General features: G+C 63.5%; 8 protein-coding genes. 4 read left to right on the top strand and 4 right to left on the bottom strand.

Annotated features, from left to right (window positions below; all coding sequences use genetic code 11):
- Positions 1-97: 97 nt before the first annotated feature.
- Positions 98-2,389, top strand: coding sequence for a 5-methyltetrahydropteroyltriglutamate--homocysteine S-methyltransferase (gene metE / locus PO883_RS02675; protein WP_289308380.1), 2,292 nt, complete (start codon positions 98-100; stop codon positions 2,387-2,389).
- A gap of 28 nt (positions 2,390-2,417) precedes the next feature.
- On the opposite strand, the gene PO883_RS02680 is transcribed toward metE, so the two are convergent.
- From PO883_RS02680 to PO883_RS02690, 3 genes are read right to left on the bottom strand one after another with little or no spacing between them, the layout of a single operon-like run.
- Positions 2,418-3,296, bottom strand: coding sequence for a hypothetical protein (locus PO883_RS02680; RefSeq protein ID WP_289308381.1), 879 nt, complete (start codon positions 3,294-3,296; stop codon positions 2,418-2,420).
- Between the two features lie 43 nt (positions 3,297-3,339).
- Complete coding sequence (locus tag PO883_RS02685) at positions 3,340-4,224, bottom strand: hypothetical protein (protein ID WP_289308382.1); 885 nt, start codon at positions 4,222-4,224, stop codon at positions 3,340-3,342.
- Positions 4,218-8,483, bottom strand: coding sequence for an RHS repeat-associated core domain-containing protein (locus PO883_RS02690; RefSeq protein ID WP_289308383.1), 4,266 nt, complete (start codon positions 8,481-8,483; stop codon positions 4,218-4,220). The genes PO883_RS02685 and PO883_RS02690 overlap by 7 nt, the downstream gene beginning before the upstream one ends.
- A gap of 491 nt (positions 8,484-8,974) precedes the next feature.
- Here PO883_RS02690 and minC point away from each other — a divergent pair, with 491 nt between their 5' ends.
- Genes minC through minE form a run of 3 tightly spaced genes read left to right on the top strand, consistent with a single transcriptional unit; the run spans position 8,975 to position 10,820 of the window.
- Complete coding sequence (gene minC, locus PO883_RS02695) at positions 8,975-9,724, top strand: septum site-determining protein MinC (RefSeq protein WP_289308384.1); 750 nt, start codon at positions 8,975-8,977, stop codon at positions 9,722-9,724.
- Positions 9,725-9,751: 27 nt separating this feature from the next.
- A complete protein-coding gene (minD, locus tag PO883_RS02700) occupies positions 9,752-10,567 on the top strand; it encodes a septum site-determining protein MinD (RefSeq protein WP_167084516.1) in 816 nt (271 codons plus the stop codon).
- 1 nt (position 10,568) lies between these two features.
- Complete coding sequence (gene minE, locus PO883_RS02705; RefSeq protein ID WP_167084518.1) at positions 10,569-10,820, top strand: cell division topological specificity factor MinE; 252 nt, start codon at positions 10,569-10,571, stop codon at positions 10,818-10,820.
- 42 nt (positions 10,821-10,862) lie between these two features.
- Here the strand turns inward: minE and PO883_RS02710 are convergent, their stop codons facing one another.
- On the bottom strand, positions 10,863-11,354 hold the full coding sequence (locus PO883_RS02710; protein WP_289308385.1) for a hypothetical protein: 492 nt from the start codon (positions 11,352-11,354) through the stop codon (positions 10,863-10,865).
- Positions 11,355-11,438: the final 84 nt, after the last annotated feature.

Here is an 11,438-nt window from a genome sequence, read left to right on the forward strand (position 1 = left end):
TGAAAATTTTTCATGCGGAACTGCAAAAGGTTTCGTTTTGATTATATGACAGTTTGCCGCAGACTTTACACACCAACAATGAAATCTCGATGACATCATGAAAACGCTGCAAACTCACGTACTTGGATTCCCCCGCATCGGCGCGCGCCGCGAACTGAAAACCGCCCTTGAAGCCTTTTGGCGCGGCGCCACCAGCGAGGCCGAGCTGGAAGCGGCCGGCGCCGCCCTGCGCGCGCGCCACTGGGCCTTGCAGGCCGGCGCCGGGCTGGACATGGTGACCGTGGGCGACTTCGCCTTCTACGACCAGATGGCCAGCCACATCCAGCTGTTCGGCTGCGAACCGGCGCGCTTCGGTTTTGATGGCGCCAGCACGCCGCTGGCGCGCAGCTTCGCCATGGCGCGCGGCGAGCGCAGCGATTGCTGCGGCGGCCAGCAGCATGAGCGGCACGGCAGCCACGCGCTCGACATGACCAAATGGTTCGACACCAACTATCATTACCTGGTCCCGGAATTCGGCGCCGATACCGCCTTTAGCCTGGCCGGCGAACGCTTGCTGGCGGAAGTGGCCGAAGCCCAGGCGCTCGGGCACCGGGTCAAGGCCAGCCTGATCGGCCCGCTCACCTTCCTGTGGCTGGGCAGCGCGCGCGACAGCGGCTTCGACCGTTTGAGCCTGCTCGAAAAACTGCTTCCGGTCTACACCGCTTTGTTGATGCGCCTCAAGGCCCAGGGAGTGGAATGGGTGCAGATCGACGAACCCATCCTCGGCCTGGATTTGCCGCAGGAATGGCGCAACGCCTTCGAGATCGCTTACTGGCTGCTGGCGCAATCGGGCGCGCGCATCATGCTGGCGACCTATTTTTCGCCGCTGGAAGAAAACCTGGGCCTGGCTTGCCGCCTGCCGGTGGCCGGCCTGCATGTGGACGGCGTGCGCGCGGCCCACGAACTGACCAGCGTGTGCGACTGGCTGGCCCAGCCCAAGGTGCTGTCGGTCGGCATCGTCGACGGGCGCAATATCTGGCGTACCGACCTCGACACGGCCATCGGCCTGCTGGCGCCGCTGCTGGACAAGCGCGGCGAACTCTGGCTGGCGCCCTCGTGCTCGCTGCTGCACGTACCCCTGAGCCTGGCCGATGAAACGGCACTCGACCCCGAAGTACGCTCGTGGATGGCGTTTGCCGCCGAAAAGCTCGAGGAACTGGCGACCCTGAAAACGGCCCTGGCCGGGGCCGAAGCGCCCCGCCTGGCCGAGGCGCGCGCCGCGATTGCCAGCCGGGCGCGCAGCGCGCGCGTGCACAGCGACGCGGTGGCGGCCCGGGTGCAGGCCTTGCCGGACGGCGCCGACCGGCGCGGCGCGCCGTTTGCCGCGCGCCAAGCCTTGCAGCGGGCGCGCTTCCGCTTGCCGGCGTATCCGACCACGACCATCGGTTCATTCCCGCAGACGGCGGCGATTCGCGCCGCGCGCGCCGCCTTCCGCCGTGGCGCCCTGCCGCTGGCCGACTACCAGAGCGCGATGCGGGCCGAAATCGCGCACGCGGTGGCGCGCCAGGAAGCCATCGGGCTCGATGTGCTGGTGCACGGCGAAGCCGAGCGCAACGACATGGTCGAGTATTTCGGCGAGCAGCTCGACGGCTTTGCCTTTACCCGGCACGGCTGGGTGCAGTCGTACGGCTCGCGCTGCGTCAAGCCGCCGGTCTTGTATGGCGACGTGGCGCGGGCGCGCCCGATGACGGTCGATTGGACCGTGCACGCCCAGGGCTTGTCGGCGCGGCCGGTCAAGGGCATGCTGACCGGGCCGGTCACGATCCTGCAATGGTCGTTCGTGCGCGACGACCAGCCGCGCGCGCTGACCGCGCTGCAGATCGCGCTGGCCATGCGCGACGAGGTGGCCGATTTGCAGGCGGCCGGGATCGGCATCATCCAGATCGACGAGCCGGCCCTGCGCGAAGGCTTGCCGCTGCGGCGCGCGCGCTGGGACGCTTACCTGGCCTGGGCCACGCGCGCCTTCCGCATCACGGCCGGCGCGGCGCACGACGCGACCCAGATCCACACGCATATGTGCTACGCCGAGTTCAACGACATCCTGCCGCAGATCGCCGCGCTCGACGCCGACGTGATCACGATCGAGACCAGCCGCTCGGACATGGCGCTGCTCGATGGCTTCGGCGAGTTTCGCTATCCGAACGAGATCGGCCCGGGCGTGTACGACATCCATTCGCCCAAGGTGCCGGACACGGACGCGATCGAGCGCCTGCTCAGGAAAGCGGCGCAGGTGATCCCGGCGGCCAATCTGTGGGTCAATCCCGATTGCGGCCTGAAAACGCGCGGTTGGGCCGAAACCGAGGCGGCGCTGGCGAACATGGTGGCGGCGGCCAAACGCATGCGCGCCTGACGCGGCGCTTGCGGATGGGCGGCGGAAGCTAAAGCTGTATTGCGGGATAGGCGCCGAACCAGAATGCGAGCGCCTTCTGGTTGACGCCATCGGCACCGGTCCAGAAATCGACGGGGTAGGCCCAATCGGAACTGTGCGATTTCGACGGCGCCAACCCGGGATTCGTGAAGTGCGTGAGGTAGCCTTCATGTTCCTCCGTCTCCAGGATGCTCGCGATGCCCAACGCTTCCACCAATACCCGGCACTGATCGTTGGTCGCCTTGAAACCCTCGATCTTTTTCAGGTATTTATGAAGGTCCTTGGGTTTGGTCTTGGCATCCACCGTTCGCAGCGTATCGAGAATGGCGTTAAAAATGCGAAAGTCCTCGGCCGTCGGCTTTTGTTGAGCAAGCAGCACATGTTGAGCCAAGTGGAACTGAATTACATACGGCACTTTCAGCAGCCAAATTGAACCATGCTTGTAGCGGTTCACGTTCCAGTCGGTGACATCCATGCCGGTGTAGACAGAAGCGGCCGAACAAATGGCACAAAAATCCGGGGCGGAGGATGTTGCAAAGCCGTGGTCAGGCATCGTCTGCATCATCGCAAATGGCGCGAAACCGCTTCGACAATCAAGACGCTCCGAGGTGAAACTCGACAGGAAAAGATCTGTCACCTGCGATTTCTTGCATTGTTTCACATACTCAAAGCACTTCTGAACCGCCTCATCATGTTTCATGTCGACCGGATCGAATGCCAATCCGTGCTCTTTCAGGTATTCAAATTCCTCGTCAGTGGTGACACCGCGCAGATCGATCCATCTTTGCTCGTAAGGCTCCAATGGACGTTTCAAACCGGCATACGCTTGCGATATGCTGTTGTATTGCGCCAATAATTTAAGCGCTTTCTTGTCAATCGGAGCATTCACTATTTTTCCTTCGCAAGATGCATGCGGAGTTCGCGTGGCTCCGTCATTCAAGCCGTATTTCGGGATAGTCACCAAACCAGAATTCGAGCGCCTTCCTGTTGACGCCATCGGCGCCGGTCCAGAAATCGACGGGATAAGCCCAATCGGAGCTGTGTGATTTTGAAGGCGCCAGGCCGGGATTGGTGTAGTGCGTGAGGTAACCTTTGTGTTCCTCCGTCTCCAGGATGCCCGCGATGCCCAACGCTTCCGCCAACACTCTGCACTGCGTGTTGGTGGCCTTGAAACCCTCGATTTCTTTCAAATATTTATGAAGATCCTTGGGTTTGGTCTTCGGATCCACTGATCGTAAGGTATCGAGAATGGCGTTAAAAATGCGGAAATCGTCCGGCGTCGGCTTTTGTTGAGCAAGCAGCAAATGTTGAGCCAGGTGGAACTGGATTACATACGGCACTTTCAGCAGCCAAATTGAACCATGCTTGTAGCGATCCACGTTCCAGTCAGTGACATCCATATCGGTATAGACGGCGGCGGCGGAACAAATAGCGCAATAGCCCGGGGCGGAAGATTTTGTAAAACCGTGATCAGGCATCGTTTGCATGATCGCAAATGGCGCGAAACCAGCCCGGAAATCGGGGCGCTCCGCAGTGAAGCTCGACAGGAACAGATCGGTCACGTGCGATTTCTTGCATTGTTTCACATACTCAAAGCACTTCTGAACCGCCTCATCATGTTTCATGTCGACCGGATCGAATGCCAATCCTTGCTCTTTCAGGTATGCAAATTCCTCGTCGGTGGTGACGCCGCGCAGATCGATCCAGCGTTGTTCGTCCGGCTCCAATGGGCGTTTTAAGCGAGCATATTCTTGCGATATGCTGTTGTATTGCACCAATAGTTTAAGTGCTTTTTTGTCAATCTGCTTATTCAACATTTTGTTCCTTTTAATGGTTTGCCCGAAACTTGCCCCATTTCACTTGGCACCTTCCCGTTCAAATGAGCTCTTCCGGCTTTAAGCTTGCCAGGAGCAGAGTCCGTCTTGGGATCCACCCCGGCAATTGCATTGCCCCGTACGAGATCCCCATTCGTTTTTCTTCGGCCGATGATTCCCGTTTTATCGATGGCGATCCCCTCGATTCCCTGGGCAGTCAATTTCGCCGTGCCCGGCGCGGTAATCCGGGTCATGGTATCGCCCTTTCCGAAGCGATATCCATCCGCGCCTTTGGTCTTGGCATGGCGTCGTGCCACATCCGCCATTGTCTGCTTGTCGCTCGCGCGGCCGTGGTAATACACTTTTCCACTACTGTCCGTTAAATGATAATTCCAGTCCCAGCCGAGCGGGTCGGCCCAGCCGGTCGGGTTGGGCACGTAGGCAAACAGATTGGTGCCGCCTTCCAGCCCGATCGGATCGGGGCTGATGTAGCGCCCGATATCCGGGTCGTAAAACCGGAAGGTGTTGTAATGCAGCCCCGTGCTCTGGTCGGCATACTGGCCCGGATAGCGCAAGGGCTGCTCGATCCTCGACGCCATGGCTGTGTCGTCGCCGATGTCGGCCTTGCCCCACGCCGTATAGCTGGCCGTCCAGGCCATCTCCCCACTGTCGTCCGTGACCTCCAGCGGCGCACCAACCAGATCCGTGTGGAAGTGGTAAATGCGCGAACGCGGCTGCTCGCTGCCCACCGCCAGGGCCACGCCCTGGCCGATGGCCGTATCCACGCGCGCCAGCGGCGTGAAACCTTCATCCGGGCTGTAGACATAACAGCTCAGGGCGGTATCGCGAATTTCCTGCACCATGCGCAAGCCTTGCCAGACGAAGCGCCGCCGCTCCTCTCCAGGGCTGGCCCCGGCGGCGCCGCGCACGTCGGTCTTGGCGATGCGCCGCCCCAGAGGATCATAATCGAACAGCGTTTCCGCCGTCCCCCACGCGTCCTGGGTACGCACCTTGATCAGACGGTCGTCCGCATCGAAGGAAAAATGCTGGACCTGGTGGGCACCCTTGCGTTTGGTCAGCAGCTTACCCCAGGGATCGTAGTCGAAGCGCAGATCCTGCCATGCCTTGAGGCGGTTGCCTTCAATCCGGCCGCCGCTCTTGCGCGCCACGTCGTCCAGCAAGTTGCCCGCGGCATCCCAGGCGAACGATTCCGACCGATGCGCCGCCACCCGGTGTTGCTTGAGCATGCGCCCCGCCAGATCGTACTGGTACTGGATGGCACCGCGGATATTATCGCGCTGCTCTCCCAGCTCGCCGATCGGATCGTAGCGGTAATTGCGCCACAAAAGACCGAGCCCGGCGCCATGCGCCTCCGTCTTGCGGGCGGAAGCCTGCCACAGGCGCCGCCCCAGCCTGTCGTAGCCGAGTTTTTGCACGAGGGCGCCCTGCGTGTGGGCGACTTCGCGGTGCAGGTCGTCGCGCTCGAAGTCGCTGATGACGCGCTCGCCCATGCGGATCTGGTGCACGTGGCCGGAGCCATAGCTGAGCGTATCGATACGCTGCTCATGCGGCAGGCGCAGGCCCGTGATGTTGTCGAGTTCGTCGAGTTCATAGTCGACCCGGCCTTCGGCCCCCTCTTCCGCGATCAGGCGCCCGGCGCCATCGTAGCCGAAGCGCAGTGCGCTTTCGGTGACGCCCAGCGCGGCGCCGGCCTCGGTCGGCATGCGCGCGGTCCCGGTCAGGCGGTCGCCCGCGTCCCACTCGTAACGGCTGATCGCGGTGGCGGTCTGCTTGGCCAGCAGGCGGCCCATCTTGTCCCGCCCGAACAGCGTGGTGCGCAAGGCGCGCGCGGCCTGCCCCGGCGTGGGCGCGCCGTGTTCGGCGAGTGCGATCACCTCGCCGGCGGGATCGTAATTCCGGTGCCGCTCGACCCCGTCCGGGCGCACTTCGCGCTCCAGGCGGTCGCCCGCATCGTAGCTGAACAGATAGCGGGTGTCGGGAGCCGTCGCCAGTTCCACCGGGCGTCCGCGCACATCGTAGCGGTAGCGCGCGATGTGTCCGGCCGGGTCGACCGCCTCGATGACCTGGCCACGCGCGTTGCGCTTCCAGTGCCGGGTCTGGGTCGCATTGCGGCGCGCGAACGTCACCAGGCCTGCGGCGTCGTAGACATATTCTTCGACACTGCCGTCGGCCAGCTCGATGCGCGCCGGCTCGCCCGTGGGCAGGTTCTCGTAGCGCGTGACCTGGCCCAGTGCGTCGGTGAACGATGCAAGTTCGCCGTTGACGTCGTACGTGTAGTGCGTGGTTTTGCCGGAGCAGTCGGTGTACGAGAGCAACTGGCCGCGTTCGTCCCAGCGCAGCTGCTGGCGCCCGCCACGGGCGTCCACGTGCACCAGCGGCAGCGGGCTGACGCCGGTCTCGTCGTATTCGTAGCGCTCCTCGCGTCCCAGCACATCCGTGGTGCGCAGCAGGCGCCCCGAAAAATCGTACTCCGCCTGCCAGCGCTGGCCGTCGGCGAAGGCAAGCTGGGTCACGCGCATGCTGTGGCCATCGTAGCCGGTGGTGGTGGTGCGGCCGAGCGGATCGGTTTCGCCGACCAGGCGGCCCATGGCGTCATAGTCGAATGCGACCTTGCGCTCGCCAGGCAGATCGAGCGTGGCCGGTGAGCCCGCGTCGGTGTAACTGATGCGGTAGACGCCGCCATCGAGGTCGGTGCATTGCACTACCTGGAAATGGGCATCGTAGATCCAGTGGGCGCTGCGTCCCAGTTCGTCGGTGGCCCTGGTCTGGCGGCCCGCCGGGTCGTACGCGAAGCGGGTGCGTTCGCCTTCGCTGTTGCCGCATTCGACAACGCGCGGCGCACCGTCGATCATCTCCCAGCGGTAATGGCACACGAAGCCGAGCGCGCTGGTGTGGCTCGTCATCAGGCCGTCGGCATAGCTGAACTGGCGCGCCAGATTGCCGTTGATGTCATGCACGCTGATGAGCTGACCGAGGCTGTCGTAACCGTAGCGCACCAGCCAGAGCGGCGTGCCGCCGCGCACGCGCTCGATGCCTTCCAGGCGACCGGACTGCGCGCCGTACGCCAGCCGCACCATCTGGCCGTCACTGGTGTCGATCGACTGCACCCGCTGCGCCGCGTCGCGGGCGTAGTGCTGCCATTGGCCGCTACGGTCTTCGATGCGCAGCAGCGGGGCCGGCGCGGCGCCGGTCATGTCGAGCTGGCCGAAGTCGTAATACACGTCGTTCACGTCGTACATGATGAAGCGGCCGTCGGCGCTGCGCGTCAAAAAGCACTGCTCGCTCTCGCTGAACTCCGTATGCCCGGGCTGCATCATGGGAAAACCGGTTTCGCGGCCCTGGCCGTCGCTGTACCAGACTTTGCCGTCACGCACCTGCAGCCATACTTCCCACGGCAGTACCCAGCCGCGCCCCAAGTCCCCGACGCGCTCCAGATTGCTCCCATAAAAACGCGCGCCGGTCAGGGGAATCGGGCCGGGCAGGACGAAGTCGGTTTCCTCTTGCGCCAGCAGCAGTTTGCGGCCGGTGGTGACGTCGACCGGCTCGCCCAGCAAGCCTCCGATGGCGCGTCCGACCACGGGCGCGATGACGTAGCGGCTGAGCGCTTCGCCGGCGGCGAAGCCGGCCAGGAAGCGGGCCGCGCAGGGCAGTACCGCGCGCGTCAGCCCTCCGCCCGCCTTGCACAGCAGCTTGCCGATGCCGCCCACCGCACCGGCGGCGGTGAAGGCCCAGTCGACCGCGGTGCGCAGCCCGGGCGGTATTTCGTCGGCCACCGGGAGATACGGTTCGGTGCCGCCGCCGATGAAGACATTCGAGGAGCCGCCGGAAATCTTGGCGCCGCAGGTGATCTTGTCATCCTTGCGCGCGGCCGGCAAACTGTTGATGAATACGTTGCCCGAGCCTTCGGCCACCAGCTGCACCGGGTTGTGCATGCTGCACGCCGCCGTACTGACTTTGGCGTAGGTCGCCGCCAGGCCATTGGTCCAGACGTTGAGGGAACCGGTCACCAGCGCTCCCGTCACGGTCGTACTCATTTTCCCGATCGCCTCGCCTAGACTGAGGATGCCCGAGGCACCAAGACCGGCGGCCAGGCCGGCGAGCAGGGCGACACCGAAACCGCAGGTGAAGGTGGCGAACGCCACTGCGGCGATCAGGGCAATGCCGATGAGCGCGCCGATCAGAAAGCCGGTCAGCGCATTGGTATGGGAGATGGGATCGGTGATGCGGGCAGCTTCAAACATGCTTTCCTCGATGTGGGGAGATAAGAGCAGGCACGATAATGCCCGGTCCGCTTGCCTGCGCAAGCGGGCGCCGCGCGCCTCGCCTGCCGCCCGGACATTCGGACATTCGGACTGGCCGCGAAGGGCACATTCGGGGGATGCAGCGAGCGTGGGCCGGCCACGCAAACATTCCAATTATATAATAGTAAATTTACATATAATCAATGTTCAGGAGCACTGTTACATTAGCGCCGGCCGTGTTGCGGCGCACCCGCAGGCGCCTCCGGCGCGCGGCCGTGCACTGGCGCACTAGCCGTCCTGAGAGGCACTGCGGCGCCCCTGGCCGGGATATCCTTATTCAACAAAAATGCTCGCCGCAGGCCGCAAAAACCGGTTTGAAGTTGCTACGCGGAACATAAGTGGCAAGCCTCCCCGAACCGCAATTTTCACAGTAGAATGCACGAGCCTGCGCCGCTTTGGGCGGTGATCCGCCCATCCCTCACGACTCGTCTATGCTCAAAAGCCCGTCCCAACTGCCTATTGAAATCAAGATTTCCACCGTGGTGGCGATCTCCACGATTCTGTATTCGGCCGACCCGCTGGCGATCGACGCGGCACTCAAGCAGATGACGGGCGGCTCGGCCGATTTCTTCGAAGACGAATTCGCGGTGATCGATATCAGCGCCCTGGCCGAGAGCGCGCCGCGCATCGACTGGGACAAGATGGTGACCTTGCTCAGGAAATACCACTTGAACGCGGTGGCCGTGCGCGGCGCCCCGGCCGCCATGCACGACGCGATCCGCGCGCGCGGCCTGTCGCTCGACGACGGCGCCGGCGGCGCCAAGGAACGCGCGGAAGCGGCGGCCCCCGTGCCGGCCGCGCCGGCGCCAGCCCCGGCCAGCGCCATCGTCACGCCCGGCACCATGATCATCGATACCCCGGTGCGGGCCGGCCAGCGCGTGTATGCGCGCGGCTGCGACCTGATCGTCACGGCGGTGGTCAACAACGGCGCCGAGATCATCGCCGACGGCAGCATCCATATCTACGCCTCGCTGTTCGGGCGCGCGCTGGCCGGTGCCTCGGGCAATGCGGATGCGCGCATCTTCGCCATGGCGATGCAGCCCGAGCTGGTCTCGATCGCCGGCGTGTACCGCACCTTTGAAGAAGGCTTTGCGCCCCAGCTGGCGCGCCAGCCGACCCAAATCCGCTTGATCGGCGACCGAATCGATATACTGTCGATCAGCCCCGCCTCCCGCGTTTAAATACCAGATACGAAAAAAGGACCCCCTGTGGCACGAATTATTGTTGTGACTTCCGGCAAGGGTGGCGTCGGCAAGACGACCTCCAGCGCCAGCTTTTCCACCGGCCTGGCCACGCGCGGCCACAAGACCGCCGTGCTCGACTTCGACGTGGGCCTGCGCAATCTCGACCTGATCATGGGTTGCGAACGGCGCGTGGTCTACGACTTGATCAACGTCATCAATGGCGAAGCCTCGCTCAACCAGGCGCTGATCAAGGACAAGCATTGCGACAACCTGTTCATCCTGCCGGCCTCGCAGACGCGCGACAAGGATGCCTTGTCCGAAGAAGGCGTCGAACGCGTGCTGCACGACCTGATCAACATGGGTTTCGAGTACATCGTGTGCGACTCGCCGGCCGGCATCGAGCATGGCGCGCTGATGGCGCTCACCTTCGCCGACGAAGCGATCATCGTGACCAATCCCGAAGTGTCGTCGGTGCGCGATTCGGACCGCATCCTCGGCATCATCCAGGCCAAGTCGCGCCGCGCCCAGACCGGCGCCGAGCCGGTCAAGGAACACCTGCTCATCACGCGCTACTCGCCCAAGCGGGTCGAGAACGACGAAATGCTGTCCTACCAGGACGTGCAGGAAATCCTGCGCATTCCGCTGATCGGCATCATTCCCGAGTCCGAATCGGTGCTGCACGCATCGAACCAGGGCAATCCTGCGATTCATTTCAAGGGCACCGACGTGGCCGAGGCTTACGAGGACGTGGTGTCGCGCTTCCTCGGCGAGGACTTGCCGCTGCGCTTTACCACCTATGAAAAACCAGGCATATTCCAGCGCATCTTCGGAGTGAAGTGACATGGCCCTGCTTTCATTCCTGTTCCCCTCCAAGCCGAAGAGCGCCACGGCGGCCAAGGAGCGCCTGCAGATCATCATCGCGCGCGAACGCGGTCACCGCACCGGCCCGGACTTCCTGCCGGCGCTGCACCGCGAACTGCTTGAAGTGATCTCGAAGTACACCCGCGTCAACCCGGACGATATCAAGTTGTCGCTGGACCGCCAGGGCAACCTGGAAGTGCTCGAAGTGAACGTGGTGCTGCCGGATAATTAAGGCCGCCGCTCCCGCCGGCGCGGGAGCGCGCGGCGCTATCGGCTAGGCGGCGCGCGCCGCCAGCAATTGCTGCGCCACCGTGGTGCAGGCTTCCACGTGAGCGTAGCCGAGCTTGCGGAACACGGTAAACCCGATCGCCGCCGATGCGACCTGTCCGGCCAGCGGCACGAAGCGTGCGGCCGACTTGGCAAACACCTTCAGCCCGGTACGCTTGAGCAATTGCAGCGCTACCTGGCGCGTGATCAATTTCCCCACCATCATCCCGCCCACGCCCGCCGCCGCCCCGTAGACGATGCGCTTGTAGGCCGGCTGCAAGTGCTCGACCTGCTCGGCGGAGAGGCCGAAGGCCGCGTTCACATCGTTGACCAGGCCACTCAGCATCGACAGGTCGGACATCACGTCCAGCCCCGGTACCGGCAGCGCCGACACGCCGGCCGAGACGGCGGCGCGGTTGCGCACCATGCGGCGGCATTCTTCGCGGATCTGCAAAATTGCTTCCGGATTGCCCGGAATCGGTGTCGAATCGACGTTCATGGTTTTCCTTTCCGCATGTAAATTTCCGTCAAGACTTAAAATGTCGATTGAAATCGGCGTTTTTCCAGTGTACCGTGTTATCAA

Source organism: Massilia sp. DJPM01, assembly GCF_030348125.1.
Classification (GTDB): domain Bacteria; phylum Pseudomonadota; class Gammaproteobacteria; order Burkholderiales; family Burkholderiaceae_D; genus Telluria_A; species Telluria_A frigida.

What these genes read in the sequence shown, in the direction of transcription:
- minC (WP_289308384.1), top strand. Translation starts at nt 8,975, where the DNA reads ATGCTCAAAAGCCCGTCCCAACTGCCTATTGAAATCAAGATTTCCACC.
- metE (WP_289308380.1), top strand. Translation starts at nt 98, where the DNA reads ATGAAAACGCTGCAAACTCACGTACTTGGATTCCCCCGCATCGGCGCG.
- PO883_RS02710 (WP_289308385.1), bottom strand. Translation starts at nt 11,354, where the DNA reads ATGAACGTCGATTCGACACCGATTCCGGGCAATCCGGAAGCAATTTTG.
- PO883_RS02685 (WP_289308382.1), bottom strand. Translation starts at nt 4,224, where the DNA reads ATGTTGAATAAGCAGATTGACAAAAAAGCACTTAAACTATTGGTGCAA.
- PO883_RS02690 (WP_289308383.1), bottom strand. Translation starts at nt 8,483, where the DNA reads ATGTTTGAAGCTGCCCGCATCACCGATCCCATCTCCCATACCAATGCG.
- minE (WP_167084518.1), top strand. Translation starts at nt 10,569, where the DNA reads ATGGCCCTGCTTTCATTCCTGTTCCCCTCCAAGCCGAAGAGCGCCACG.